This is a genomic window from Bradyrhizobium erythrophlei (genome assembly GCF_042430365.1).
In the GTDB taxonomy this organism is placed as follows: domain Bacteria; phylum Pseudomonadota; class Alphaproteobacteria; order Rhizobiales; family Xanthobacteraceae; genus Bradyrhizobium; species Bradyrhizobium erythrophlei.
In genome coordinates this window covers 218,456-245,280 of record NZ_JBHMET010000229.1, presented here as the reverse complement: position 1 = coordinate 245,280, position 26,825 = coordinate 218,456, and the positions used below count along the sequence as shown (strand labels likewise).

Below are 26,825 nucleotides of genomic sequence, written 5' to 3'. Positions count from 1 at the left end.
GCGTGTCGAAATGTCATTGAAGATCAATGCCTCGCATTTCCCCCAAATATCGGACTACTGCTGATTGCTCGCGCTTCTCGCGGCCCCCTGCGGAGCGCCAGTTACTTTCCACGATCCGGCGAACTTCCGATTCTGTATCGCGACCCATTCCGATCCGAGTTTGGCGAACAGCGGTCCGGGATGTTCAATTCGGCGTCCGGCCGGAATCCGCCTCAGATGCTCCAGCGAAGGAAAGGTCGGCACCTCCTCTGGATCGCCGACGGCCGAGAGCGCCTTCTCCGCTGCCTGGGGAATGATCGGCCAGGATACGCGCGCGCAGATGCCGATCAGATTGACGGCGGTGCGGACCGCGCACGCCGCCCGGTCCGGATCGGTCTTCAGGAGCGTCCATGGCGCCCGTTCGACGAAGTAGACGTTGGCGACCTTCCAGATCGCACGCACCGCGTTGGCCGTCCCGCGCAGCGCCAAGGCTTCATGCCGCTCCCGCAGTTGATCGAGCAGGATCGTGAGCCTGGACGACAGATCGGCATCCTCACGCTCCGGCAGGCCCTCGCCCGGCACGACGCCGTCGTAGCGCGAGACGATGAAGCTCAGTACCCGTTGAACGAAGTTGCCGAACGTGTCCGCAAGGTCGTGGTCGACGTCCGTCGCGAAGCGGGCGAAGGAGAAATCGGTGTCGGAAGTCTCCGGCGCGTTCGCGGTCAACCACCAGCGCCACCGATCGGCCGGCAGGAGGTCGAGCGCCTGATCGAGGAAGACGCCGCGGCCGGCGCTGGTGGAGAACTTGCCGCCTTCGTAGTTCAGCCAGTTCACCCCCTTGATGATGTCGACCGTCTTCCACGGCTCGCCCGATCCCAGCAGCGTGCAGGGGAAGCTGACGGCATGGAAGGGCACGTTGTCCTTGCCGAGAAACTGCAGATAGCGCACGTCATGGGCGTCCAGCCACCACCGCCGCCATTCGCGGCGTTCCGGGTCGCCGTCAGCCCATTCCTGGGTCGCGGCGATGTATTCGATGGGAGCATCGAACCAGACGTAGAAAACCTTGCCTTCGTAGCCCGGTTTCGGCACCGGGACGCCCCATGAGAGGTCTCTCGTGATGCACCGGTCCCGGATGCATTCGTCGAGCCATTTGCGTGCGATGGAGATGACGAGTGGCGGCCAATCCCGCCGGGAGGATAGCCACTCGCGCAGCTCGCCCTCGATGGCGCTCTGCCGCAGAAACAGATGACGCGTTTCGCATACCTCGAGGTCGCCGGAGCCCGAGATGACCGAACGCGGCGAGAGCAGATCCGTAGGATCGAGCTGGCGCGCACAGGCCTCGCATTGGTCGCCCCGCGCCCGGTCGGACCCGCAATGCGGACAGATGCCGATCACGTACCGGTCGGGGAGGAAACGGCCGTCCGCGACGCTGAAGACCTGCTCCAGCGTACGCTCCTCGATGAAGCCGTTTTGCTCCAGGCAGGCGAAGAAATGCTGCGTCAGCGCGCGGTTCTGCGGACTGGACGACCGTCCGAAATGATCGAAGGACAGACCGAACCGCCGATAGGTGTCGGCCTGGAGGTGGTGCTGACGTTCGCAATACGCGGCGACATCGACGCCCGCTTCGGCGGCGGCGAGCTCGGCCGGCGTCCCGTGTTCGTCGGTGGCGCAGATGAAGAGGACTTCCGAACCCGTCTGCCGCCTGAACCTGGCGTGGACGTCCGCGGGAAGCAGCGACCCCGCCAGATTGCCTAGATGTTTGATGCCGTTGACGTAGGGCAACGCGCTCGTGACAAGATATTTCGTCATGACGCACTCCGTCGGAAAGAGAGAATGCGGACCCTAAAAAACGAAGCCCTCCGCAGGATGGGAGGGCTCGGGTCCACTTCGTCCGAACGGCGCGTGTGCGCCTTCAATCCCTCCAACAGATTTCCTGCGGGGCGGGCATTCGCATCTCGAATTTGGCGCCGACGAACGTCATCTGGCTAGTCCATTGCTATATCTCTGATTTAACCTCAAAGTCGGGAAGGGACAAGGGCTCACTCCAAACGAGTTCGATTGAAGCGCTGATGACCGCAAAGTCGCGGAATCGCATTTGCGGTCTTGCGGTCCTGTCTCACCGAGGCTTGTACAGGTCCTTGCGCGCTGCTGCAGGCGCTGCGGCACTAACCAAAGTATGCCCCAGTGCCCCTTTAGGTCGTTGGAATCGCCCAATCCAAAATCCTTGTGCGCGGGCAAAATTCAGTGCTTGCCGAGCAAAGTCCCCCTCGCCGACCCCGCGGCCACTAAGAGTCTCTTCCCGGAGGTGGTCTTTCCTATCGCGCCATGCCGTTTATATTACACGCGGCGAAGGTCCGGATGTTGTCATGGCTATTCCAGGGCACGAGAAGTCAAGCTGAACGAGATCTACGATACCCTTGAGGTGAAGCCCCGGCCGCGTCTCCAGGTCGTAAGAAGCGACCACACCCGTTGAGCGTTCCCTGCGGCGTCGATGCCCGACCTGCTTCGATCCAGCGTCGCCGACATGAAAGCCTCGACGGCGCCGGGGGGGTGTCTTTCAGGCAGGGGCATCTACTTCCGATGGGAAAACCCTAACGCCGGCGCGGATCGTACCGGAGCGCCCGCCAAGATCGATGGTCACGTGCCAGTATCCGGACTGAGGCACCCGAAGCCTGAACGGCGACCGCCGCACCTCGCCCCCAAAATATCGGTGCTGGCCGTCTCGCTGATAGCTGTGGACATTGATGGCGTCCATCAGCCGCACATTGGCGGCGTGGTCGAGACTGTGGTCTGTCGTATGCAGGGCTATGCCGGCGACCGCAAATTTCGCGCTTTGCAAGATCGCGTGCGGTTTCTACAGGCCCGGAAACTTGGCTTGTCGGTGCTGACCGCCAACGTCGCTGACTTTGATGTCCTGCAGCTCTTGCCCACGGTTAGGACGCTCTTCTATCGACGGACGTAACGATCTCAATGAGCGAGTGTCGTCATGTCGACGCAAGATATCGTCGGAGCAACAGCATGCATGGTGACCTCGGGATTCAGGGCGTGACCAGCTTACGCCCGGCGAAGCCGGCCTTGGCGTCGTTGCCGTTTGCCACGATGTGCCGTCGGCCGTGAACCGCGCTCGCGGCGTGGTTCTGAGACAAGCTGGCGACGCTGCGGTCGCGCGACGTGCGGCAGCCTCGGGACGGGCCAGTGCAGCTTCTCCGTATGGTCTTTGTCGAATTCGTGCGGCATGGGCAACGTGCCGCCGGCCCTCACATAGGCGTCAAGCACGGCGTCGCTCCAGAATTTCATCGCCTGGGTCTTCAATAGCATTTCTTGGCTTGTGAGGTAGAACTCGCGTGTGACTTCCGACATCTCGTCGTCTGCATCGTTCCGGTCGCGTGGCAGAACATGGCCGAGCATGGCCGACACCGCTGCCCCCGGGACCTTGTCGGGATGCGCCTTGATGAAATCCGTCGCCACGGTTCTCACGAGGTGCGGCCAGAAACGCGGCACACCGTCCAAATAGTTTTCCGTGTACTCTCCCTTGCTGTTCTTCTTCCTGCCGCCCATGGCGCGCAGGTGCGCGTTCAGGCTGCTTGGATAGAGCCCGGGATCCGGATTATCCGGGTGGTTGCTGCGGCCCTTCCGTCGGGACGAGGCAAACATCCATTCGCTGGTCGTGCGCAGGCCGCGCTTCCTGCTGACGATCACTTCAAAATCTCGCGCGCAACACCGAACGATGTGGAGCAGGAACGGCGGAATCGGGAGCATGAAGCGCCGCTTGTTCTTGACGCCTTCGGCCGGCCATTCAGCGGTCCCCCAAGGTTGCGCGGCAGTCGAATGTGGGTTCAGCGGATCCTCGTACTTCAGATTGTCGCGCTTGAGCTGGCTGCAGGTGAATTTTCGGTTCGCGGTGAAGGCCAGCCACCACAGGCCTGCCCGCACCGCGGGCGAGACTTTTTGGTTTCCGGTGCGGCTGGCGCAGTATTGTTCGTGGACCACCAGCAGCTTGCCCAGCGCGTCGACCGTGAACGCCTCCCTTGCCGCGTTGAACTCGCGGTCGCGCTTCTCCATCTCATCGATTTCATCAGCCGTCGGCTGCGGAGGCTTGATCTCTTTCCACCAGGGCACGACGCCGACGAGCCCGCTTTCGATCGTTCGCTCGGAGCGGGCCCATGTCAACGCGGCCCGGACCCAGGCGAGCGCCTTGCAGCAGGCACCGTGCCCCCTCTCGACGTGGATGAGGTCGAGCAGTTCGATCAGGTCCACGTCGGTCAGATCGAACAGTTTTTTGCTCTTCCAAGCGGCGAGCTGAGGTTTGTTGAAGCAACCCATGATGTCCTTTCGGGTGCTCGGCGCCGATAGTTTGACGCGCTTGCCTTTCTTGCGCTTGACTTGCCGCGAGGCCTGAAATTCGTGATCGAGGTCGGCCCAGGTCCATCCCCTCGCACTGGGGCGTCGGCGCGACCGCATCGCATAGAAGCGCTCCCCGCCCTTGTCCCGCGCCTGCTTCACAGTTAGAAACTGCTCGTCGCCGGGCTCGCGCTTGGCATTGCCGATCCGCTTCATCTGTCCTTGGGCTCGGACGAACCAGCCGACGCGCCGCCCGCATTGGCGCAGGATCAGGTATCGCTGCGACGTGTCGTAGTAATCGTAGAGTGCTTTTGAATCCTTGGCGCACGCTGCGCGTGCCAGCGCCTGGGCCACGATCCCGTCGGTGATCTCAACCCGCGTCGACTTGGTGTCGTCGTGCCTGCGTGAACGTGACATGGCCACCTCCGTGACCCTGCCGATAGCCAAACGATACCACAGAGTAGCGGGGAGGGGCCGAAAATTGGCCTTGCAAGTCCCTGATAGGGAGGGTTTTTCCGTGGGGTTCGGGCCGGATCGGCGCCAAATGCCCGCCGCAAGGACTCAAACCGTCAGAGCACAGTAATCATAATCCTGGGGTCGGGGGTTCGAGTCCCTCCCCCGCTACCAAATTTGCGATTTTGCACGCCAACCTACGATTTTCTGCGGTTGCGTTCGCTGGATGGAGCGCCCAAAGATCCGCTTGTCCAAGCAGGGTCAATGCATTCGCAAACGGTCGATCCCGTGTTGGTTCAGCCGGAGCGCTGATCAATCCCTCTGCGGTCCGCATTGTCATCGGATGTCGGGAGCGCGACCCGGACAGTTTTGGTCCGAACATGAAATCGTCACCCCTAATGCTAGCGTCGATGTGTAAGTTCCTTGGACGATCGCCGATGTTCCCAATTGGCACGCTCAAGTTCGGGGCGATCGAACTCTGCGAGGGGATAGCCGACGCAGAGATAGCCGATGAGCTTCCAGGGGGCCGGTACTTCAAGAATCTCGTGGATGCGGGCGGGACTTAAAATCGACACCCAGCCGAGCCCAACGCCTTCCGCCCGTGCAGCGAGCCACATCGAGCAGATGGCGGCGACGACCGAATATTCGATCGTATCCGGCATTGTTGCGCGTCCGAGGCCATGACCGATATCGCTGGCCTTGTCCGCGAAGACGGCCAGATGACCCGGTGCCTCCTCAAGGCCCGAGAGTTTTAGCGCGGCATATTGCGCCGCGCGTTCGCTCGAATAGCACGCCAGGGCATCCGCATTGCACGCCTTGAAGTCATCAATTATGGCGCGGCGTCTCGATGCGTCCTCGACGATGACGAACCGCCACGGCTGGCTCAAGCCGACCGACGGTGACAGGCAGGCAATGTCGATGAGCCGCTCCAGCGTGCCATCGGGAAGCGGATCGGTCCGGAAGCGCCGCACATCGCGCCGCCAGATGAAGAGCTCGCGCAACTGATCGCGAAATTGATCGTCGAAGGCGACCATCAGAGTTGCAGGTTGGAGTGAAGGATCGAGGCTGCCATTAACAGGATGGCGGTCTCGGCAAGCTGTTCAAATGCGCCCAACATATCCGCGGTCTGCTCACCGATCTGTTTGATCGCGAGCCGGGCCATCGCCATCGTCCAAAGCGTTGGTCGGACCGAGGGACGAATCGTGGCGAAGGAAATGCCGATCCGCAAATCGGCGAGTGTGTTGCGGAGTTGCGCGACCTGAAACATCACTTGACCTTCATCGGCAATCCCGCGACCACGAATTCGACCTCATCGGCCACCGCGGCAACGTTCTGGTTCAACAGACCGGCCGCATCGCGAAAGCTGCGCGCCAGCGCATTGTCTGGCACGATCCCGAGGCCAACTTCGTTGGTTACAAGGATCACCGGACTCCGTTGCTGGCCGAGTACAGCCGTGAGCATGGCGGCTTCGTCCGGCCAATTGCGTCCGGCGTGAAGGAGGTTTGACAGCCACAGCGTCAGGCAATCGACGAGCCGGGCGCCGCCGCCGTCCGTGTCGGTCAGGGCCTGCACCAGATCGAGCGGTGCCTCGCGCTCGACCCAGTCGTTGCCGCGGCGCGCGCGGTGACGGGCGATCCGCTCCTCCATCTCCGCATCGAGCGCTTCGGCGGTTGCGATGTAGACGGGCCGGCCGGGATAAGCCTGCGCGCGCGCCTCGGCGCGCCGGCTCTTCCCCGACCGGGCGCCTCCCGTGATCAACACGATCGCCATCGAATTCTCCGTTTCGCCCCCGCACTAACCATCAATCGACGGCAAAGACAAAGCCGATTTCTGCTCTGAGGGGCTTGCGCTCCGTTGCAATTCTTGCGCATCAGGGCGGGCGTAACAGGAGACGCGGTGTGGGTTTTGCCGGAGCAATGGTTGTGGCGATGACGGTGGACGCCCTGTTGGGGTGGCCCGGCGCGCTGTTCGCGCGGATCGGCCATCCCGTGACCTGGCTTGGCCGGCTGATCAGTTTGTTTGATCGCAGTTGGAACCGAGCTGCCGACACGCCGTCGATTCGCCGTATCGCAGGCCTCGCCGCCGCGCTGCTGGTGATCGGGCTTTGCGTTGCACTAGGCTGGATGGTGCAAGCCGTGCTGCCTCCAGGATGGACCAGGGTCATGGTCCTCGGGATTCTCGCGTGGCCCATGGTAGCGTTGCGCTCGCTTTATGATCATGTCGCTGCAGTGGCGCAACCGCTGCAATCCGGTGACATCGATGTCGCGCGTCTCGCGGTTGCGCAGATCGTGGGTCGCGATCCTGCGACGCTTGATGAAGCAGGAATCGCGCGAGCAGCCGTCGAAAGTCTCGCCGAGAACGCGTCCGATGGCATCGTCGCGCCGGTGCTCTGGGGCGCGCTGTTCGGCCTGCCCGGAATTGTCGGCTACAAGGCCATCAATACGCTGGATTCCATGATCGGCCATCGGTCCGAACGTCATCTGCATTTCGGCTGGGCGGCCGCGCGCATCGATGATGTCGCCAACTTCGTCCCCGCGCGTTTGACAGGCTTTCTCTTCGCGCTGGTCTCCGTGCGCCTCTCGGAGGCGCTGTCCTGCATGATACGAGATGCGAACCGCCATCGCTCGGTCAACGCCGGTTGGCCGGAAGCCGCCATGGCGGGTGCGCTCGGTGTGCGACTGAGCGGGCCGCGCAGCTATCATGGCAGCATAACCGACGAACCCTGGTTGAACGAGGGCGCACGCGATCCGCTTGCGGCCGATCTCCGGCAGGGCCTCAGGCTCTATATCCGCGCGATGGCGTTGCTCGGCGGTTCGCTGGTTGCGCTGGCTTTGGCATGACGGGGCAGGCGATGCGCGAGCATGGTGGCAATCTCGATCAGGCGGTGCAGCGTTTCGGCGGGCGCGCGCAGGACTGGATCGATCTGTCGACCGGCATCAACCGTCAGCCCTATCCGGTCGGCGAGATAGGACAGCAGTACTGGAGCGCGCTTCCGTCGCATTCCGATATCGAATCCCTGCACGAAGCCGCGCGGCAGGCCTATGGGACCAGTGCATCAATTCTGGCTATGGCCGGCGCGCAAGCGGCCATCCAGCTCTTGCCGCGGCTTGCGCCACGTGGCCGAGCCCGCGTTCTCGCGCCGACTTACAATGAATACGTTGCGGCTCTCTCGGTCGCCGGTTGGGACGTGGCCGATGTCCCCACGTTCGATGCGTTGGCCGGAGCCGACCTCGCTGTGGTCGTCAATCCCAACAACCCCGACGGTCGACGCCATAACAAGGCTGAGCTGCTCGCGTTGCTGACACGCGTGGGCCGTCTCGTCATTGACGAAAGTTTTGTCGACGCCACGCCCGGACTGTCGCTGGCGACGGAGGCGGGACGACCCGGTCTCCTGATCCTGCGCTCGTTCGGAAAATTTTACGGTCTCGCGGGCTTGCGTCTTGGCTTCGCGCTCGGCGGGGAAGCGGACATCGCCGCGCTTTCTGCGATGGCGGGCCCGTGGCCGGTCTCCGGCGCAGCGATCGCGGTCGGACGGCGCGCCTTGCTCGATCGCGATTGGGCCAAGGCGACTGCGACCCGTCTCGAGCGCGATTGCCCGCGGCTCGATGCCGAAGCGAAATCACAGGGGTGGCGTCTCGTCGGCGGCACGCCGCTGTTCCGTCTCTATGAGACGGAGGACGCGCGCGCCGCGCAGGAGCGGCTCGCCGGAGCGCGCATCTGGTCACGTGTCTTCGAGCGACAACAGCGTTGGTTGCGGCTGGGTTTACCAGGCGACGAAGCCGAATGGGCGCGCCTTACCGTCGCTCTATCGCGCTGATTCCTCAACGCGCGAGTGCAAGCAGCCCTTCGACGTCGAGATGAGCCTCGATGTGATCGGCGAGCGCATCGAGCGCACTCTCTACTCTTCCGCGATACTGCTGGTCCGCGACCGGAATGTCCAATTGTCTGAGAAACGAGCTGCGGAAATCGTCGGACGCAAACAGTCCGTGCAGATAGCTGCCATACACGCGTCCATCGCGTGAGACCGCGCCTTCCGGCACGCCATCGAGCAGAGCGAACGGACGCGCGCGATCAGGCCCATCGGTCTGCCCGATATGGATTTCATAGGCGTCAATCGTCTGCCTCGTCGCCGCATGCTGCGCGGTGACGCGAGTGAGCGTTTTTTCCCCAGTCATCACCGTTGCCACATCCAGAAGCCCGAGGCCTTGGGTTTCGCCCGCTGGTCCTTCGATCCCCTCGGGATCAGCGACGCTGCGCCCGAGCATCTGATAGCCGCCGCAGACGCCAAGCACGTGACCGCCACGGCGGTGATGTGCGAGCAGATCAATGTCCCAGCCCTGCGCGCGCAGGAAGACGAGATCGCCGCGCGTCGACTTCGAACCGGGAATGACCACGAGCTTGGCATCGCCGGGAATCGCCTCTCCGGGGCGGACCATCACGAGGTCAACACCGGGCTCGAGCTTGAGCGGATCAAGGTCATCGAAATTGGCAATGCGCGACAGTGCAAGAAACGCGATCTTGCATTGGCCGGGCTTGCGCGCTTCGCCGAGCCCCAGCGCATCCTCGGCCGGAAACTCGCTCGCGCGGGTGAAGTAGGGCAGCACCCCGAAGCCGCGCCAGGATGTCCTGGCTTCGATCAAGCGGTAACCGTCGTCAAACAGCGTGGGATCGCCGCGGAACTTGTTGATGACGAACCCCTTGATCATCGCGGCATCTTCCGGGTCGATCACGGTCTTGATGCCGACGAGCTGCGCGATGACGCCGCCGCGATCGATGTCGCCGACCAGCACCACTGGCACGTTGGCCCTTCGCGCAAAGCCCATATTGGCGATATCGGATTTGCGCAGATTGATCTCGGCTGGGCTGCCCGCGCCCTCGACCAGAACGAGATCCGCGCGATCCATCAGGCGCGCAAAGCTCTCGATCACCGCGCCCGTCAGCGAAGGCTTCAGAGAAGCATATTCGCGCGCGCGGGCGGTCGCGATGCGCTTGCCATGGACGATGACCTGCGCGCCGACATCGGTCTCCGGCTTCAGCAAGACAGGATTCATGTCGGTGTGCGGCTCGACGCCAGCCGCCAGGGCCTGCAAGGCCTGCGCGCGACCGATCTCGCCGCCGTCGACCGTCACGGCCGCATTGTTCGACATGTTCTGTGGTTTGAAGGGAAGCACACGCAAGCCACGGCGCCTCGCGGCGCGCGCGAGCCCTGCGACGATAAGCGATTTGCCCACATCCGAGCCCGCTCCCTGGATCATCAGCGCGCGCGTCATCGAACTCTCTTCAGAACTCGACGCCCGGCTGCGCCTTGATGCCGGAGCGGAAGGGATGTTTCACCAACGTCATCTCGGTGACGAGGTCGGCGATCTCGATCAACTCGTCCTTGGCGTTACGGCCGGTGAGAACGACATGCGTCATCGGCGGCTTCGACGTTTTCAGGAAGTCGACGACTTCAGCGATCTCCAGATAGTCATACCTGAGCGCGATGTTGATCTCGTCGAGCACGACCATGCGCAAACTCGGATCCAGAATCAGTTGTTTCGCCTTGTTCCAGCCCGCTCTTGCGGCGGCGATGTCGCGGGCGCGGTCCTGGGTTTCCCAGGTAAAGCCTTCGCCCATCGCATGGAACTGGCAGAGTTCGCCGAAATGCCCAGTGAGCAGGCGGCGTTCGCCGGTATCCCAGGCGCCCTTGATGAACTGCACGACTGCGCAGGGAAAACCGTGCGCGACACAGCGCACGATCATGCCGAAGGCCGAGGATGATTTTCCCTTTCCCGCGCCGGTGTGAACGATGATCAGTCCCTTTTCGCCGCTCTTGGTCGCCATGATCTTGTCGCGGGCGACCTTTTTCTTAGCCATTTTCGTTGCGTGGCGGGCGTCGGCCGAGGTCTCGGAGGCGACAATTTGCTCGTCCTCGGCGGCATCTTGCTCAGACATCATCTGACCTGGTCCTTCGGCTTGACAAGTCGCGGCCTAAAGCAAATGGTGGGCCTGCGTTGGTTCCTGTCCTACGACAGGCGAAGAGGGAATGCGATAGGGCTCAAATCGAGAGGTTTGGGTTCGAAAAGCAGCCGCCCCCGCGACCGTGACCGGAGAGATGCCCGAAGCCACTGCCCCAAGGGGTCGGGAAGGCGGGCATCGAAGGACAAAATCCTGCTCCGCAAGCCGGGAGACCTGCCAACGCACCGTTAGAGACCGGCGGACGGGGTGTTCCGCGACGGGGAAGCGAACCTTTGGCAAAATGGTTCGCGCACCTCATCGCCTCCCGCTGATTATCCTGGAAGGGGCGATGACCGTCACACTTCACGTCTGCATTACCTGCCGTGCCGGCCAGACGCTCAGCGAGGGCGAGACCACGCCCGGCAAGCGCCTGCATGCCGCCATTCTCGACGCCGGCGTGCCGGAAACCGTCAGCGTGGTTCCGGTCGAATGTCTGTCCGCGTGCAGCCAGGGCTGCTCGGTCGCGCTCAGCGCGCCGGGGCGGTGGTCCTATGTCTACGGCCGCCTGTCGGATGCCAATGCAAGCGATGTGATTGCCGGCGCATCTGCCTATGCGGCCGCGCCCGACGGCATCGTCCCGTGGCGCAGCCGGCCGGAAATCTTTCGCAAGCAATCGCTTGCGCGCATTCCACCCATCGCCGTCGTGCCGGAGGCCGCCGAATGAACTCGCTCACCAAGGTCCCCGTCACGGTCGTCACCGGCTTTCTCGGATCGGGCAAGACGACGCTGATCCAGCACTTGATCACCAACGCCAACGGGAAGAAGCTCGCGGTGCTCGTCAACGAGTTCGGCAGCGAAGGCGTCGATGGTGAGATCCTGAAATCATGCGTGGATGCCAATTGTCCCGCGGAAAACATCGTCGAGCTCGCCAATGGCTGCATCTGCTGCACCGTGGCCGACGATTTTATTCCGGCCATGGAGCAATTGCTCGCGCGCAAGGTGAAGCCGGATCATATTTTGATCGAGACATCGGGGCTGGCCTTGCCAAAACCGCTCCTGAAGGCGTTCGACTGGCCGGAGATCCGCTCGCGGATCACGGTCGATGGCGTGATCGCGCTCGCCGACGCAGAGGCCGTCGCTGCCGGCCGTTTCGCGCCGGATCCGGACGCTGTGGAAGCGCAGCGCGCGGGCGATGACAATCTCGATCACGAGACGCCGCTGTCGGAGGTGTTTGAGGACCAGATCGCCTGCGCCGACATCGTGCTGCTCACCAAGGCGGACCTTGCCGGCTCGGCTGGGCTCGAAGCGGCGAGGGCTGCGATCGAAGCCGAGATGCCACGCCGGGTACCGATGCTGCCGGTCGTCGATGGCGCCGTTGATGCGCGCGTGATCCTTGGTCTCGAAGCCGCTGCCGAGGATGATCTTGCCGCGCGGCCCTCGCATCACGACGGCGAGGATGAACATGAGCACAATGACTTTGCCTCTGTCGTCGTCGATCTTCCGGAAGTGACGGATATTGATGCGCTGGTTGCTTCGATCCAGCAGTTGGCGCGCGAACAGAATGTGCTGCGCGCCAAGGGCTACATCGCGATCGAGGGCAAGCCGATGCGGCTGCTGCTGCAATCGGTCGGCGAGCGCGTGCGGCATCAGTTCGATCAGCCCTGGGGCATGCGGCCGCGGCAATCGAAACTGGTTGTGATCGGTGAGCATGGCGATATCGACGAAGCCGCGATTAAGGCGGGACTTGGTATCCCGGGGTTTGGCATCTGATGCACGTCGTCTTTCGCGAGAGCCGCGGTCTTGAGGAGACCGTGACGCCCAGGGATATCGGCCAGGATCCGGCCGATCTCGTGGTGCTCTCGTTCTCGGACAGCGATCTTGCCACCTTCGCATCAGGCTGGCGGCGCGGGCGCGCCAGCCTGCCGTCGCTGAGGCTCGCAAATCTTGCCGAGCTGCGTCACCCGCTGTCGGTGGACACCTATGTCGAGAAAACGCTGTCGCGGGCGCGGGGCATTCTGGTCCGCCTGATCGGTGGAGAGTCTTACTGGTCGTATGGGCTGGCTGCCCTGCACCAGTTGTCAAAGGACCACAACATCGCGCTAGCGGTGCTGCCGGCGGACGGTCGCGATGATGAGCGGCTGGATGCCTTCTCCACCTTGCCGGTCTCAACGCTGAGGCGGCTGAAGGTTCTCTGTGACAAGGGCGGCCCGGTCGCGGCACAGGCTGCGATTGCGCAGCTTGCCCTGGCGTCGGGCCTTTACGCGGGACCAGTTGTCGGGGAGATCGATATTCCCGAGATCGGTTTCTATGATCCCGCTCGCGGTGTTGTAGCAGAACCGGCAGGCGATGGACGGCCGCGTGCGCTGGTCACATTCTATCGCTCCTATCTCACGGCCGCCGACACAGGTCCGGTCGACGCGCTGATCGCAGCGCTGCGGCAAAAGGGCTTTGACGCGTACGGCGTATTCGTCACCTCGCTGAAAGCGGTGGGCGTCGCGGGTTGGTTGCGCGCGCATTTCGTGCAGCATCCTCCGGCTGCCATCGTCAACGCGACCGCATTCTCGGCGGTCGGTGACGACGGCACGACACCCTTCGATTCCACTGCCTGTCCGGTGTTCCAGGTCGCCTTGTCCACGGCCCGGCGCGAGGATTGGGCGGAGTCGCTTCGCGGCCTCGCGCCAGGCGACCTCGCAATGCATGTGGTCTTGCCGGAGGTCGATGGCCGGCTGTTCGCCGGCGTCGTGAGCTTCAAGTCGGCGGGCGAGCGCGATCCCGATCTGCAATTCGCCCATCTCGCGCACAGGGTCGACGACGAACGCGTGAATGCTGTTGCTGCGAGGGTCGCTGCCTGGCATCGGCTCGCGAGCAAGCCGGCCAACAAGAAACGGCTGGCGATCGTGCTCTCGAACTATCCGGGCCGTTCGCATCAGATCGCGCATGCCGTCGGGCTCGACGCGCTCGCCTCCGTCGAGGCGCTGCTCTCCGATCTCGGCGAAGCCGGCTTCGATGTCGAGGCGACAGAGGTGCGCGGCGAGGTTCTGCTGCGGGAGCAATTGACCTGGAGCGTGGCCGAGTACCGTGCGGCGCTGTCAGCCCTGTCGCGCCAGTTGCAGGATGACCTCGCGCGCGCCTGGGGCGCACCGGAGGATGATCCGAGCTGTCATGGCGGTGCGTTTCGCTTCGCCGCGATCCGCTGCGGCAACGCCATCGTCGCGGTCCAGCCGGAGCGCGGCGAGGTCGGTCAGCGCGATGCCGACTATCATGATCTGTCGCGCACGCCACGCCACGCCTATGTCGCCTTCTATCTGTGGCTCAGGCAGCAAAGCGTCGACGCCGTCATCCACACGGGCGCGCATGGCACGGTCGAGTGGCTGCCCGGCAAGTCCGTTGCTCTGTCGTCCGCGTGCTGGCCGGATGCGCTGATCGGCGACGTGCCGGTGATTTATCCCTTCATCGTCAACGATCCCGGCGAGGCAGCACAGGCCAAGCGGCGAATCGGCGCGGTCACGATCGGACATCTGCCGCCGCCTTTGGCGAAAGCCGAAGTGCCGGACGGCCTGCGCCGGCTGGAGCGGCTTCTTGATGAATACTCGACGGCCGACGGCCTTGATCCCGCGCGGCGCCAGCGCCTGATTGCGGCGATCCGTGATGAAGCGCGTACGGCGGGACTGGAAGATGACCTGGGCCTTGCTGCTTCGGCTGCACCAGCCGAAGCGATCCCGTTGATTGATCGCTTCGTCTGCGATCTCAAGGAAAGCCAGTTCGGCGACGGCCTGCATGTGTTCGGCCACGGCGCCTGCGGCGAGGCGGAGAAGAGCGCGCTGCTCGGGGCACTTGCCGGCCGGCGCGTTGCGTCGGGGCCGGCCGGCTCGCCATATCGCGGGCGCCAGGACGTGCTGCCCACAGGGCGCAACCTGTTCGCCGTTGACCCCCGCGCCGTACCCACGCCGTCGGCGCATGCGCAAGGCATCAAGCTTGCCGAGGAATTGCTGCGCCGTCATTTGCAGGATCACGGCGACTGGCCGAGGGGCCTCGTCGTCGATCTCTGGGGCTCCTCGACCATGCGCACTGCTGGCGAGGATTTTGCGATGGCCCTGCATCTGGCCGGCATCGCGCCGCGCTGGGATCACGGATCGGGCCGGGTGACGGGTTACGACATCATCGCGCCCGCGGAACTCGGCCGTCCCCGCATCGACGTCACGCTGCGCGTGTCCGGCCTGTTCCGCGACGTCTTTTCTGGTCTTGCGCAATTGTTTGAGGCGGCGAGCGAGGCGCTCTCCGAGCGCGAGGAGGAGGGCAACGAAAATCCCTATCGCCATCGTGCGTCACGTGTTTTTGCGCCGCGCCCCGGGCAGTATGGCGTCGGCTTGTCGTTGATGCCTGACGTCTTCACGCAGGAATCGCGCGACGCGGTCGGTGAGGCCTGGCTGTCGTCGTCATCGTGGGCCTTCTCGTCCGATGGTGCGATACAGGCCGACCGCGCGGGCATCGAGGCACGGCTCTCTGCCGCGGATGCCTTTGTCCATACCCAGGATCTGCCGGAGACGGATCTGCTGCTCGCCGCTGACTACGCGGCGCATGAGGCGGGCATCGCGGCGGCCGCGGCGCAGCTCGGCAACGCGGTGGAGCTCTATCATCTCGATGCCACGCGTCCCGATCAGCCGCGTGCGCGCAGATTGACCGAGGAGATATCGCGCGTGGTGCGTGCGCGCGCTGCCAATCCGGCCTGGATCGCGGGCATGATGCGCCACGGCTTTCGTGGTGCAGCCGAAATCACCGCGACGCTCGAGCACATGGCAGCCTTTGCGCATCTTGCTGACGCCGTGCAGCCGCATTTGTTAGATCTCTACTACGATGCGACGCTTGGCAACGACGATGTCCGCGCCTTCATGGCGTGCGAGAATCCGGCCGCGCTCGCCGCGATGGAGACCTGCTTCACCCGACTGCATGACGCGTCGCTCTGGAAGACGCGTCGCAATTCGATTGCGGCCGCGCTGCGGGAGGCGTCATGAGCGCGGTTGCCATCAAGGGCTGGTGCCCTGGCGCCTTGCGGCCGATGCTATCAGGCGACGGGCTGGTGGTTCGCGTGCGGCCCTTTGGCGGGCGGCTCGACGCAGGGCAGGCGGCAGGCGTTGCTGATTTGGCCGAACGCTACGGCAACGGCCTGATCGACCTGACCAGCCGCGCCAACCTCCAGATCCGCGGTGTGAGGAGCGACGCGCACCCGCCGTTGCTTGACGGCCTTGCGCGCGTGGGATTGCTCGATCCAGATACGGCGACTGAATCGCGGCGCAATATTCTGGTGACGCCGTTCTGGCTTCGCGGCGATGATACATGTTCGCTTGCCGTCGAGCTCGAGCGAGCTCTTGCCAACAGCGCACTCCATCTTCCGACCAAGTTCGGCTTTACGGTCGATGACGGAAAGGAGCGCGCGCTCGCTACCGCGTCGGCTGATGTGCGCATCGAGCGCGATTCCGCCGGCGGACTCATCGTGCGCGCCGATGGGGCGGAACTCGGTCGCTCCGTCACACGGACGGAAGTGGTCGATCTCGCGCTTGCGCTGGCCGAATGGTTCGTGACATCGCGCGGGCGAGGGCGGATGCCGGCCCACATCCGCGCTGGCACGCAGCCGCCCGAAGCGTTGCGCGGCGATGCCGAGCTCACATCCGTGATGGCTGCGCCGCTGCCCGGCCTTTATCCGCAGGGTGCGCTAGTCGGCGCGACGTTCGGGCAACTGACTCATTCGGCGCTTCGCCATCTCGCCGGTTACGGGCAGGCGCTTCGCATGACGCCGTGGCGGATGATGCTGGTGGAGGGTTTGCGTGAAATGCCTCGTTGCGAGGACATCATCACACAAGCCGATGACCCGGCGCTTCGTGTGGTCGCCTGTAGCGGTGCTCCGCGCTGTCGGGAGGCGCATGCTGATACGCGCGAGCTTGCGGTTACACTCGCGCCGCACATCGCCGCGAGCGCGCTCCTTCACGTCTCCGGTTGCGCAAAAGGCTGCGCCCATTCCGGCTCAGCGTCGATCACGCTGGTTGCGACCAGCGAAGGATTTGATCTTGTCCGTGACGGCTCGACGCGGGACTTGCCCGTCAGGTCTGGCCTGAGTGGCGCAGACATCGTCGAAAATCCCTGCCTCCTGGCGGGAGCACGCTGATGCCGCATGTCTACGAGACCGACGGCGCGGCGATCTATCGGCAGTCCTTTGCCACCATCCGGGCGGAGGCGGACCTCGGCCGGTTCGCGCCCGACGAGGAGCCGGTGGCGGTGCGCATGATCCATGCTGCCGGCATGGTGGGTCTTGAGGCGCATATCCGTTTCACGCCCGGCATGGCGACGATCGCGCGCGCCGCCTTGCAGAAAGGCGCACCAATTCTGTGCGATGCGCGGATGGTGTCGGAGGGAATTACGCGTGCGCGACTGCCAGCCGGCAACGCGGTCATCTGCACGCTCGGCGACCCCGCCGTTCCGGTGCTCGCGCAGTCCATGCGCAACACCCGCTCGGCTGCGGCGCTCGAGCTCTGGCGGCCGCATCTTGAGGGCGCAATCGTCGCGATCGGCAATGCGCCGACTGCGCTGTTCCATCTCCTCAACATGCTGGAGGACCAGGATTGCCCGAGGCCGGCCGCGATCATTGGTTGCCCCGTCGGTTTCGTGGGGGCGGCCGAATCCAAGGTCGCGTTGATGGCCGATCCACCCGTGCCGGCACTGACGGTCGAGGGTCGCCTCGGCGGCTCGGCGATCACTGTCGCCGCCGTGAATGCGCTGGCGAGCCGGAGCGAATAGAGATGGGGCGTATCATCTGTTGCGGCCTCGGGCCAGGCGATCCGGACTTGATGAGCGTGCGTGCCGATCGCGAGGTACGCGCGGCGAAGCATATCGCCTATTTCCGCAAGAAGGGACGGCCCGGCCAGGCGCGCCGCATCGTCGAAGGGATGCTGGCGGCGGATGTCGCGGAATATCCGATGGAGTATCCGGTCACGACGGAGATCGCGTTCGACAGTCCGGACTATATCCGTCTGCTTACCGGCTTCTACGACGAATGGGCGGAACGTCTGGCGCGGCTTGCGCGCGCCGTCGATGTCGTCGTGCTCTGCGAGGGCGATCCCTATTTTTACGGCTCTTTCATGCATCTGCACGCGCGCTTGCAGGGGCGGGTCGAGATCGAGGTGATCGCAGGCATTCCCGGCATGGCGGGCTGCTGGAATTCGGTCGGCCAGCCGATCGCGCTTGGTGACGACGTGACCACGGTCTTGATGGGCACGCTGGCCGAGGATGAACTGGAACGGCGGATGCGGAGTTCCGACGCGCTCGTGATCATGAAGACCGGACGCAACTTGAAAAAGGTGCGCCGCGCGCTTGCCTCCGCCGGCCGTCTCGCGGACGCGTGGCTGGTCGAGCGCGGCACGATGCCGGGCGAGCGCGTCGCGCGACTGATCGATATCGACGAAGCCGACTGTCCCTATTTCGCGATCGTGCTGGTGCACGGGCAGGGGCGGCGTATCGAGGCCGCCGAATGACCGGCACGCTGACCATTGCGGGACTTGGGCCGGGCGACGACGCCCTAGTCACGCCGGAAGTCACTGCTGCGCTCGCGTCCGCGACCGATATCGTGGGCTATGCGCCCTATGTCGCGCGCGTGGCTCCGCGCGACGGACTGACGCTGCACTCGTCCGATAACCGTGTGGAGTTGCAGCGCGCGAGCGAAGCCTTGCGGCTCGCATCCGAAGGCCGTCGCGTCGTCGTGGTATCGTCCGGCGATCCCGGCGTCTTTGCCATGGCCTCCGCCGTGTTCGAGGCGCTCGAAGAGAAGGCGCAATGGCAGGGGCTTTCCATCCGCGTACTGCCCGGCGTGACCGCGATGCTAGCGGCGGCAGCCCGTGTCGGTGCCCCGCTCGGCCATGATTTTTGCGCGATCAATCTCTCCGACAACCTCAAGCCATGGGCGACGATCGAGAAGCGTCTGCGGCTGGCCGCCGAGGCTGACTTTGCGATCGCGATGTACAATCCGCGCTCGGCCAGCCGTCCTGAGGGTTTTGGGCGCGCGCTGAACATCCTGAATGACGCAGGCTGCGGCGAGCGTATCGTCGTCTTCGCGCGGGCGGTCAGCGCGCCCGACGAGCGGATCGAGACTATCAGGCTGTGCGAGGCGAGGCCCGAGATGGCTGACATGCGGACGCTCGTGATCGTCGGCAACTCGGCGACACGCCGCGTCGGTCGCTGGGTCTATGCACCGAGGCAGGCACGATGACCGAGCCATTGCAAGACCTCGGCGACGCTTTCTACCCGCAACCGGTCGGGCAATTGCGGGCGCGCGAGCATGATGACGGGAAGTCGGAGCGCACGTGCGGCATCGATCTTGGCGCGCGCGCCGTCTCCCCCGGAGTTGCGGGCGACGATCCATTCGATGCCGCGCGCTTGCATCATCTCCAGCTCCCCCTCGAGCGTGAACGGCCCGCGCGAGACAATCATGTCCGCATCGAACGGAAGCGCGTCCTCGGGCGGATCGACGAACCGCAACGTGTAGGCGTGCTGCGGCCTCGCAGCGAAGGGCGCGATATGCTGCCGCCCGATGGCGAGAAACACCCGGGCGCGGTGTTCTGGCAAAACCGCGACGGCAGAGGCGATGTCGGCAACTTCAATCCAGTTGTCGCCGGACGTCCTGGTCCAAGGTGCACGTTCGAGCGCAATCAGCGGCGTTCCGGTTTCTGCGCACGCCGCCACCGCGTTGCGACTCATCTCGGCCGCGAATGGATGCGTCGCGTCGACCACATGCGTGATGCCTTCCCGCCGAATGTAGTCGGCAAGCCCGCTCGGTCCACCGAAGCCACCGATGCGGGTCGGCAGCAGTTGATCAGCCGGCGCACGGGTGCGGCCGCCATACGAGTAGATCGCGTCGAGTCCCGCGCGAGACACCTTGTCCGCAAGCAGATTGGCGTCGGCGGTTCCGCCCAGAATGAGGGCGCGCATCATGGCTAATCCCTGGTTGACCATCATCGGCATCGGCGAAGATGGCCTTGCCGGGCTATCCGAGGCAAGCCGGAAGGCGCTTGCCGAAGCGGAAACCGTCTTCGGTGGCGAACGGCATCTCGCGCTCGCAGGCGTTACCGATCGAGGCCGTCCGTGGCCCGTGCCATTCGATGCGGACAGCGTGCTGAGCTGTCGCGGTCGTCCGACGGCGGTGCTCGCGTCGGGCGATCCGTTCTGGCACGGCGTCGGCGGAACCCTTGCTGAAAAGCTGGAGGTAGGCGAGTGGATCGTCCATTCCGCACCTTCGACATTCTCGCTCGTTGCGGCGCGACTGGGTTGGCGCCTCGAATCCGTCGTCTGTCTCGGGCTTCATGCAGCGCCTTGGGAACGGCTGGTGCCGCATCTGACGCGCGGCGCGCGGATTATTTGTCTTGTGCGCGACGGCAAGGCGAGCGGCGATCTCGCGACATGGTTGACGGACCACGGCTGGGGCCAGTCGACGATCTGGAGTCTCTCGGCGCTTGGCGGCCCGCGAGAATCCATCAGTCAGCATCGCGCGGATAGTTACGCGACCGGGCTCAATGACAGCCTCGTCGCGGTTGCGCTTGAGGCGAGGGGATCGCAAGGCATCGCGCGCAGCACGGGTCTGTCGGATGATCTCTTTGTCCACGACGGCCAGGTTACCAAACGGCCAATGCGCGCGCTTGCGCTTTCGGCGCTCGCGCCACGGCCAGGCGAACGATTGTGGGACATCGGCGCAGGCTCCGGCTCGATCTCGGTCGAATGGACCTTATGCGGGGGAACGGCGATTGCGATCGAGACGCGCGAAGACCGTGTTGCGAACATCCGGAGCAACGCCGAGGTCTTTGGCCTGAGGCACCGGATCACCGTCATCCAGGGAATTGTGCCTGACATCCTTTCGCGCCTTGATGCGCCGGACGCAGTGTTTATCGGTGGCGGCCTCGACATGGCGATGTTCGATGCCGTCTGGTCGCGGCTAGAGACCGGCACGCGATTGGTGGCGCATGCCGTGACGCTGGAGACCGGGGCCCTTCTCGCGGACCTTCATCAACGCCACGGTGGCGAGCTGATGCGCGTCGAGATCGCGCAGGCCGTTCCACTGGGTCGGTACCGTTCCTGGGAGGCGGCGCGGCCGGTCGTGCAATGGAGTGCGGTCAGATGAAGGTCGCAGGTCTGGGATTCAGACGCGAGGTGACGCTCGCCTCGTTGCGCGACGCGCTCGCCGCCGCCGGCGGTTGCGAGGGCATCGCCGCGATCGCGACGGTGAGCGACAAGGCGGAAGCGGATGCGCTGAGACTTTTGGCGCGTGAACTCGGCGTGCCGATCAAGCCCGTTCCGGCTCATGTGCTGGCCGGTATCGCGGTACTGACTCAGTCGGAGCTCATCAAGGAGAAGTTTGGCACGGGTTCGGTCGCCGAAGCCGCCGCGCTCGCAGCGGCCGGCCGTCGCGCACGCCTGATCTCGACGCGGACGGTCTCGCAGGATCGAACGGCGACGGCAGCGATTGCCGAAGGAGACGGCGAATGACGGTGCACTTCATTGGCGCCGGCCCCGGTGCCGCCGATCTGCTCACCTTGCGCGGACGTGACCTGATCGCCGCGTCTCCGGTGTGTCTCTATGCCGGGTCGCTCGTGCCGGAAGGCGTGCTTGCGCATTGCCCGCCCGGCGCGCGGATCGTCAACACCGCGCCGCTGTCACTCGACGAGATCGTCGCCGAGATCGGTGCCGCGCATGCGGAAGGCAAGGACGTCGCGCGGCTGCACTCCGGCGATCTCTCGATCTGGTCGGCGATGGCCGAGCAGTTGCGGCGGCTGCGCGCGCTTGGCATTCCCTACACGGTCACGCCAGGCGTGCCAGCTTTCTCAGCCGCAGCCGCAGCACTCGAGGCCGAGCTGACGTTGCCGGGCCTTGCCCAGTCCGTCGTGCTGACGCGCACACCGGGCCGGGCCAGCGCGATGCCGGAAGGCGAAAACCTTGCTGCCTTTGCCGCGACCGGTGCAGTGCTGGCCATCCATCTGTCGATCCATCTGCTCGACAAGGTCATCGCCGAGCTGACGCCGTATTATGGTGCGGACTGCCCGGTCGCGATCATCTGGCGCGCGAGCTGGCCGGATCAGCGCATCGTACGCGCCACGCTTGCCACGCTCGATGCCGCTGTCGGCACCGAGCTCGAGCGGACAGCACTCATTTTGGTCGGCAAGACGCTGGGCGCAGAGCAGTTTGCCGAGAGTCGCCTTTATGCTGTCGACTATGACCGCCGCTACCGACCGGTCGGGGCGACACCGCGCTTTCCGGAGGCGTCGTGATGGCCGCAGGCCTCGTCATCTCGGCGCCCGCGTCCGGCGTCGGCAAGACGACGCTGACGCTGGCGCTCGCGCGCGCCTGGCGCGATCGCGGGCTGACCGTGCAATGCTTCAAGAGCGGCCCCGACTATATCGATCCAGCTTTTCACGCGGCTGCAACTGACCGCGCCTCTGTCAACATCGATAGCTGGGCCATGGATCGCGAGACGATCGCGCGCCTGGTCGGCCGCGGAGCGCATGCGGATATCGTGCTCGCCGAGGGCTCGATGGGCCTGTTCGATGGCGTTGCCGCGCGCGGAGTGGCAGGCACGGGCGCGACGGCCGATATTGCGGAGATGATGGGTTGGCCTGTGCTGCTCGTGATCGATCCGTCCGGCCAGGCGCAGACGGCCGCGGCAATCGCCGCCGGACTGCGCGATTTCCGTGCAGGCGTGCGGCTTGCGGGCGTGGTCCTCAATCGCGTCGCGAGCCCGCGGCATGAGAACCTCGTGCGGAATGCGATGATGGATGCCGGCATTGCGGTGTTCGGTGCGCTGCCGCGGCACGCCGAGATTGCCTTGCCGAAGCGGCACCTTGGCCTGGTGCAGGCAGAAGAGCAGGCGGAGGTGAGTGGCTTGATCGCCGAGGCCGCGCGCTTCGTCAGCGAGCATGTCGATCTCGATGCCGTGCTGCGATCGGCTGTTGCCTGGTCGCCGTCGACGCGGGCACGCGAGTTGCAAGTCTCTCCGCCGGGGCAGCGCATTGCGCTAGCGCGCGATGCGGCGTTCTCCTTCGTTTATCCGCACATGCTGGAAGCCTGGCGCGCCGCGGGTGCTGAGATATTGCCCTTCTCGCCGCTGGCCGATGAAGCGCCCGATGCGCGTGCCGATGTGTGCTGGTTGCCCGGCGGCTATCCCGAACTGCACGCCGGCCGGCTTGCGGCCAACGCAAGGTTTCGTGGCGCGTTGCGCGCCTTCGCTAAGACGCGTCCCGTGCATGGCGAGTGCGGGGGCTATATGGCGCTAGGCACCGTTCTGACCGATGCAGACGGCGCACGCCATGAGATGGTCGGCTTGCTTGGCCTGGAGACGAGCTTTGCCAAGCGCCGCATGCATCTTGGCTACCGGCTTGCGGAGCTCGCTGCGCCGATACCCGGGCACAAGGCCGGCGCTCGCCTGCGTGGCCATGAGTTTCACTATTCGACGATCATCGCGCAGCCCGACGCGCCGCTCGCGGTCGTGCGCGACGCGACGGGCGCGGTGGTTGCGGAGACGGGCTCGCGGCGCGATAACGCCTCCGGTACGTTCTTCCATCTGATCGCGGGGGAGCACCGGTGAGCGGGTTTGTGTCCTTTATTTCCGCCGGTCCCGGCGATCCCGAGCTCCTGACGGTGAGAGGGGCAGCTCGACTGCGCGAGGCCGACGTCGTGCTCTATGACGATCTGGCGTCCGGCGCGATCCTCGATCTTGCTCCTCCCGGCGCCAATTTGGTCGCGGTCGGCAAGCGCGCCGGTCGCCCCTCGACCAAGCAGCAGCACGTCAATCGGCTGCTCATCGATTATGCGGGAACCGGCGCACGCGTGGTGCGGCTGAAATCGGGCGACGCAGGCATCTTCGGCCGCCTGGAAGAGGAGATCGACGCGCTCCGCGCCGCAGGCATCGGCTACGAGATCATTCCCGGCGTCACCTCGGCCTGCGTTGCCGCGGCACAGGCGGGAATTCCGCTGACCCGGCGTCACACGTCGCGCCGGGTGCAGTTCGTGACCGGCGCCGATGTCACCGGCGAGTTGCCTGCGAATCTGAACTGGGCGGCGCTCGCCGATCCGGACGCGACGACGGTGGTCTACATGGGCCGGCGCACATTTCCGGCTTTAGTCGCCAAGCTGATCGAGCATGGTCTTGCGCCGAACACGCCGGCGCTCCTTGCCGAATCCCTGGGCCGCACCGATGAGCGGATCGTCCGCACGACGATCGCAGAGCTTGCGGAGCAGCTTGTGCGAGAGGGCACCGCGACGACGGCCGCCGTCATCCTGTTCGGCGCGCTCGCGGGAGATTCTCCGTCATGAGGTCGCCGCTGGGCCTCGCTCGCCCCTTGACGCGTACTCCGCGGAAGTGGAAATTTCTGACACCAACGCCGTCGGACGTGACGGCAGGAAGGACGTAAGGCCATGCATATCGAACCGGAAATCGTGACAGGCGCAAAACTCGTGCTGGGCTATGCGACGGGAATTGCCGCGGGCGGCGTTGCGCTCAAGCTCGCGGTCGACACCATGCGCGAGCAGGGCGTCGCCTCGTTCGTTGTGCGTGCGGTTGCGACGACCGCGCTGGTGTTCTCGTTCTTCGAGATCCTGCCGCACTTCCGGGTCGGGGTCTCCGAGGTACACTTCATCCTCGGATCGACACTGTTCCTGCTGTTCGGTGCCGCACCCGCCGCGTTCGGACTGGCGCTTGGCCTTCTGTTGCAAGGCCTGTTCTTCGTGCCGACTGATCTGCCGCAATACGGCATGAACGTGACGACGCTGCTGGTGCCGCTGTTTGCGATCCAGGCGCTGGCCCAGCGTGTCATCCCCCGCAACACCGCCTATGTTGATCTCCAGTATCGCCAAGCTCTGGCGCTTTCCACCGCCTATCAGTCCGGCATCGTGGCATGGGTCGCGTTCTGGGCGCTCTATGGCGCGGGTTTTGGCGCCGCCAACCTCGCCAACATTGCGACCTTCGCGGGATCCTACGCGCTGGTCATCGTGATCGAGCCGCTGGCGGATCTCGCCGTGCTCGCGCTGGCAAAGTCGCTGCGCGGCGTTACGGCCGACGGCTTTGTTACGCCGCGCCTGCACAACGCAGCATAGAGACGACGTGAGGGGCGGTCGTTTTGCGGCCGCCCTTCGCTGAAGGCATGCTGACGCTCTCCCTTATAGGCATCGGCTGCGGCGATCCCGCGCAGCTCACGCTCGCCGCGATTCGCGCGATCAACGCCGCCGATCTGGTCCTCATCCCGCGCAAGGGGACCGCGAAGTCCGATCTCGCGGAATTGCGGCGGACGATCTGCGCCGACGTGCTCACCAACCACGGGACGCGCATCGCGGAGTGCGACCTGCCCGTGCGCGACGCCGGCGAGGCGGATTACCGCAAGGGCGTTGACGACTGGCACGACGCCGTCGCCGCGACCTGGTCGCAAGCGATCGCAGGCTATCTCGGATGCTCGGGGCGCGTCGCGCTGCTGATCTGGGGCGACCCGTCGCTCTACGATTCGAGCCTGCGGATCGCACGACGGCTTGATCCGTTGCCGACGATCGAGGTCGTTCCGGGCATCACATCGATTCAGGCCCTCTGCGCCGCGCATGCGCTGCCGCTCAACGACATCGGCGAGCCCTTCCTGGTCACGACAGGGCGGCGGCTGCGCGAACGCGGCTGGCCCGGTGGCACCGACACCGTGGTCGTGATGCTCGACGGCGGCGCGGCCTTTCAGTCGCTAGAGCCCAAGGGACTGCACATCTGGTGGGGTGCTTATCTTGGCATGCCCGATCAAATCATCATGTCCGGTGAACTTGCCGAAGCAGGTCCTCGCATCGTCGCTGCGCGGCAAGAGGCGCGCGAACGGCATGGCTGGATCATGGATAGCTACATTCTCAAACGCAGATCGCGACACGGCTGAAGCCGCGGCCACGACATTATTCCAAGGCGACATAGCATGCTACCCGAGTGGGTTTACCAGGAATGCCCGGGCATCTCGGCTGTTCATCGTGAGGCGGCGCTTGCCCGCCAGGCGCAGCTCACAAAACCAACCGGCGCGCTCGGCAGGCTCGAGCACATTGCGATCGAACTCGCCGGCTTGCAGCAGACGGAGCGGCCGCGCGCGGCGCGCGCGCCGATCATCATCTTTGCCGGTGATCACGGCATTGTGGCGCAGGGCGTATCGGCCTATCCGCAGGAGGTGACCATCGCGATGATGACGAACTTCGCCGCGGGCCGTGCCGCGATCTCGGTTCTGGCGCGCGAGTTGGGATCAACTCTGGAGGTGGTCGATGCCGGGACGCTGGCGCAGTCGGAGCTACCGGGTGTTGTCACCGACAAACCGCGCTGCGGCAGCCGTGATTTCAGCGTGGAGGCGGCGCTCGAGCCGGCGGAGTTGGCCTTTGCGTTCGAATGCGGGAGGCGGGCGGTGTTGCGCGCGGAGGCCGGTCGGCCTGATCTTCTCATTCTCGGCGAGATGGGCATCGGCAACACCACGACGTCGGCGGCGATCGCCTCGGCCTTGCTCGGCGCGAACGCGGAGGAGGTTACCGGCAGTGGGACCGGTGTCGATGCCGCCGGCCGAGCCCGCAAGGCGCATTTGATCGATGCCGCGCTGGCGCGCCACGGTCTCACGGGTGCCTCTGCCGAAAGAATCCTGTGCGCGGTCGGAGGTCTCGAAATCGCGGCCATTTGCGGTGCGATCATTGCGGCCACGCAGCGTCGCATTCCAGTCCTGATCGACGGCTTGATCGTGTCGGTGGCTGCATTGGCGTCAGTACGAGTCAATCCGTCCTGTCAGCCGTTTCTACTACCCTCGCATCAATCCGCCGAGCAGGGGCACCGCCTCGTGCTTCGGGCCTTGAACGTGCACCCGCTGGTCAGCCTGGATCTGAGGCTCGGCGAGGGATCGGGAGCCGCGATCGCATTGCCGCTGGTGCGGCTCGCATGCGCCCTGCACAACGGCATGGCGACTTTTGCGCAGGCCAATGTGCCGGATCGCCCCGCGGGCTGACAGCGGTTCAACCAACGCGTTGATTGATCGACGGCACGACGCCGTTCCCGCGGGGACTTGGTTGGCTTGGAGCGCCGCCGTATCCAACGGCCTCAA

At 64.9% G+C, this 26,825-nt stretch carries 26 protein-coding genes and 1 riboswitch; of the genes, 18 read left to right on the top strand and 8 right to left on the bottom strand.

Annotated elements, in window-relative coordinates; translation table 11 throughout:
• Positions 1 to 54 precede the first annotated feature (54 nt).
• On the bottom strand, positions 55 to 1,788 hold the full coding sequence (gene metG / locus ACFFWD_RS33600) for a methionine--tRNA ligase (RefSeq protein ID WP_376972826.1): 1,734 nt from the start codon (positions 1,786 to 1,788) through the stop codon (positions 55 to 57).
• A 682-nt stretch (positions 1,789 to 2,470) separates the two neighbouring features.
• Between metG and ACFFWD_RS45275 the strand changes: the two genes are divergently transcribed.
• Positions 2,471 to 2,941: a hypothetical protein gene (locus tag ACFFWD_RS45275; RefSeq protein ID WP_446680533.1), complete on the top strand. Its 471-nt coding sequence runs from the start codon at positions 2,471 to 2,473 to the stop codon at positions 2,939 to 2,941.
• 92 nt (positions 2,942 to 3,033) lie between these two features.
• Here the strand turns inward: ACFFWD_RS45275 and ACFFWD_RS33590 are convergent, their stop codons facing one another.
• From ACFFWD_RS33590 to cobU, 4 genes are all read right to left on the bottom strand, one after another.
• The gene (locus ACFFWD_RS33590; RefSeq protein ID WP_376972824.1) at positions 3,034 to 4,737 is read right to left on the bottom strand and encodes a site-specific integrase; all 1,704 of its coding nucleotides are present in this window, start codon (positions 4,735 to 4,737) and stop codon (positions 3,034 to 3,036) included.
• A 437-nt stretch (positions 4,738 to 5,174) separates the two neighbouring features.
• A complete protein-coding gene (gene bluB, locus ACFFWD_RS33585; RefSeq protein WP_376972822.1) occupies positions 5,175 to 5,807 on the bottom strand; it encodes a 5,6-dimethylbenzimidazole synthase in 633 nt (210 codons plus the stop codon).
• Complete coding sequence (locus ACFFWD_RS33580) at positions 5,807 to 6,040, bottom strand: hypothetical protein (RefSeq protein ID WP_376972820.1); 234 nt, start codon at positions 6,038 to 6,040, stop codon at positions 5,807 to 5,809. The genes bluB and ACFFWD_RS33580 overlap by 1 nt, the downstream gene beginning before the upstream one ends.
• On the bottom strand, positions 6,040 to 6,543 hold the full coding sequence (gene cobU / locus ACFFWD_RS33575; RefSeq protein WP_376972818.1) for a bifunctional adenosylcobinamide kinase/adenosylcobinamide-phosphate guanylyltransferase: 504 nt from the start codon (positions 6,541 to 6,543) through the stop codon (positions 6,040 to 6,042). The genes ACFFWD_RS33580 and cobU overlap by 1 nt, the downstream gene beginning before the upstream one ends.
• Positions 6,544 to 6,689: 146 nt before the next feature.
• Here cobU and cbiB point away from each other — a divergent pair, with 146 nt between their 5' ends.
• Entirely contained in the window at positions 6,690 to 7,613 is a 924-nt protein-coding gene (gene cbiB, locus ACFFWD_RS33570) for an adenosylcobinamide-phosphate synthase CbiB (RefSeq protein ID WP_376973072.1), read from the top strand.
• An 11-nt stretch (positions 7,614 to 7,624) separates the two neighbouring features.
• Positions 7,625 to 8,590, top strand: a complete 966-nt coding sequence (gene cobD / locus ACFFWD_RS33565; RefSeq protein ID WP_376972816.1) for a threonine-phosphate decarboxylase CobD — start codon at positions 7,625 to 7,627, stop codon at positions 8,588 to 8,590.
• Positions 8,591 to 8,594: 4 nt separating this feature from the next.
• On the opposite strand, the gene ACFFWD_RS33560 is transcribed toward cobD, so the two are convergent.
• Both ACFFWD_RS33560 and cobO read right to left on the bottom strand, forming a co-directional pair.
• Complete coding sequence (locus ACFFWD_RS33560; RefSeq protein ID WP_376972814.1) at positions 8,595 to 10,043, bottom strand: cobyric acid synthase; 1,449 nt, start codon at positions 10,041 to 10,043, stop codon at positions 8,595 to 8,597.
• A gap of 10 nt (positions 10,044 to 10,053) precedes the next feature.
• Positions 10,054 to 10,707, bottom strand: coding sequence for a cob(I)yrinic acid a,c-diamide adenosyltransferase (cobO, locus tag ACFFWD_RS33555; protein ID WP_376973070.1), 654 nt, complete (start codon positions 10,705 to 10,707; stop codon positions 10,054 to 10,056).
• A 43-nt stretch (positions 10,708 to 10,750) separates the two neighbouring features.
• Positions 10,751 to 10,966, top strand: a riboswitch (cobalamin riboswitch).
• Positions 10,967 to 11,059: 93 nt separating this feature from the next.
• Here cobO and ACFFWD_RS33550 point away from each other — a divergent pair.
• From ACFFWD_RS33550 to cobJ, 7 genes are read left to right on the top strand one after another with little or no spacing between them, the layout of a single operon-like run.
• Entirely contained in the window at positions 11,060 to 11,434 is a 375-nt protein-coding gene (locus ACFFWD_RS33550) for a DUF1636 family protein (protein WP_376972812.1), read from the top strand.
• Positions 11,431 to 12,480 carry a cobalamin biosynthesis protein CobW gene (cobW, locus tag ACFFWD_RS33545; RefSeq protein WP_376972810.1) on the top strand — a complete coding sequence of 350 codons (1,050 nt, stop codon included), beginning with the start codon at positions 11,431 to 11,433 and terminating at the stop codon, positions 12,478 to 12,480. Before ACFFWD_RS33550 ends, cobW begins: the two co-directional genes overlap by 4 nt.
• Positions 12,480 to 15,722: a cobaltochelatase subunit CobN gene (gene cobN / locus ACFFWD_RS33540; RefSeq protein ID WP_376972808.1), complete on the top strand. Its 3,243-nt coding sequence runs from the start codon at positions 12,480 to 12,482 to the stop codon at positions 15,720 to 15,722. The genes cobW and cobN overlap by 1 nt, the downstream gene beginning before the upstream one ends.
• Complete coding sequence (gene cobG, locus ACFFWD_RS33535) at positions 15,719 to 16,870, top strand: precorrin-3B synthase (RefSeq protein WP_376972806.1); 1,152 nt, start codon at positions 15,719 to 15,721, stop codon at positions 16,868 to 16,870. Before cobN ends, cobG begins: the two co-directional genes overlap by 4 nt.
• Positions 16,870 to 17,499, top strand: coding sequence for a precorrin-8X methylmutase (locus ACFFWD_RS33530; RefSeq protein WP_376972804.1), 630 nt, complete (start codon positions 16,870 to 16,872; stop codon positions 17,497 to 17,499). Before cobG ends, ACFFWD_RS33530 begins: the two co-directional genes overlap by 1 nt.
• Positions 17,500 to 17,501: 2 nt before the next feature.
• Complete coding sequence (locus ACFFWD_RS33525) at positions 17,502 to 18,233, top strand: precorrin-2 C(20)-methyltransferase (RefSeq protein WP_376972802.1); 732 nt, start codon at positions 17,502 to 17,504, stop codon at positions 18,231 to 18,233.
• Positions 18,230 to 18,964 (top strand): precorrin-3B C(17)-methyltransferase, encoded by a 735-nt coding sequence (gene cobJ / locus ACFFWD_RS33520; protein ID WP_376972800.1) that lies wholly within the window; start codon positions 18,230 to 18,232, stop codon positions 18,962 to 18,964. Before ACFFWD_RS33525 ends, cobJ begins: the two co-directional genes overlap by 4 nt.
• On the opposite strand, the gene ACFFWD_RS33515 is transcribed toward cobJ, so the two are convergent.
• Positions 18,940 to 19,686 carry a cobalt-precorrin-6A reductase gene (locus ACFFWD_RS33515; RefSeq protein ID WP_376972798.1) on the bottom strand — a complete coding sequence of 249 codons (747 nt, stop codon included), beginning with the start codon at positions 19,684 to 19,686 and terminating at the stop codon, positions 18,940 to 18,942. The genes cobJ and ACFFWD_RS33515 overlap by 25 nt on opposite strands.
• On the opposite strand from ACFFWD_RS33515, the gene cbiE reads away from it, so the two are divergent.
• The 8 genes from cbiE to cobT all read left to right on the top strand — a co-directional run bounded on the left by cbiE (position 19,685) and on the right by cobT (position 26,729).
• Entirely contained in the window at positions 19,685 to 20,866 is a 1,182-nt protein-coding gene (gene cbiE, locus ACFFWD_RS33510) for a precorrin-6y C5,15-methyltransferase (decarboxylating) subunit CbiE (protein ID WP_376972796.1), read from the top strand. The two genes, ACFFWD_RS33515 and cbiE, sit on opposite strands and share 2 nt — an antisense overlap.
• Positions 20,863 to 21,231: a cobalamin biosynthesis protein gene (locus tag ACFFWD_RS33505; protein ID WP_376972794.1), complete on the top strand. Its 369-nt coding sequence runs from the start codon at positions 20,863 to 20,865 to the stop codon at positions 21,229 to 21,231. The genes cbiE and ACFFWD_RS33505 overlap by 4 nt, the downstream gene beginning before the upstream one ends.
• Entirely contained in the window at positions 21,228 to 22,010 is a 783-nt protein-coding gene (gene cobM, locus ACFFWD_RS33500) for a precorrin-4 C(11)-methyltransferase (RefSeq protein WP_376972792.1), read from the top strand. The genes ACFFWD_RS33505 and cobM overlap by 4 nt, the downstream gene beginning before the upstream one ends.
• Positions 22,010 to 23,323 (top strand): cobyrinic acid a,c-diamide synthase CobB, encoded by a 1,314-nt coding sequence (locus ACFFWD_RS33495; protein WP_376972790.1) that lies wholly within the window; start codon positions 22,010 to 22,012, stop codon positions 23,321 to 23,323. The genes cobM and ACFFWD_RS33495 overlap by 1 nt, the downstream gene beginning before the upstream one ends.
• Positions 23,320 to 24,051: a uroporphyrinogen-III C-methyltransferase gene (gene cobA / locus ACFFWD_RS33490; protein WP_376972788.1), complete on the top strand. Its 732-nt coding sequence runs from the start codon at positions 23,320 to 23,322 to the stop codon at positions 24,049 to 24,051. Before ACFFWD_RS33495 ends, cobA begins: the two co-directional genes overlap by 4 nt.
• 102 nt (positions 24,052 to 24,153) lie before the next feature.
• On the top strand, positions 24,154 to 24,831 hold the full coding sequence (locus tag ACFFWD_RS33485) for an energy-coupling factor ABC transporter permease (RefSeq protein WP_376972786.1): 678 nt from the start codon (positions 24,154 to 24,156) through the stop codon (positions 24,829 to 24,831).
• Positions 24,832 to 24,878: 47 nt separating this feature from the next.
• Entirely contained in the window at positions 24,879 to 25,637 is a 759-nt protein-coding gene (gene cobF / locus ACFFWD_RS33480) for a precorrin-6A synthase (deacetylating) (RefSeq protein WP_376972784.1), read from the top strand.
• A gap of 36 nt (positions 25,638 to 25,673) precedes the next feature.
• On the top strand, positions 25,674 to 26,729 hold the full coding sequence (gene cobT / locus ACFFWD_RS33475) for a nicotinate-nucleotide--dimethylbenzimidazole phosphoribosyltransferase (RefSeq protein WP_376972782.1): 1,056 nt from the start codon (positions 25,674 to 25,676) through the stop codon (positions 26,727 to 26,729).
• Positions 26,730 to 26,825: the final 96 nt, after the last annotated feature.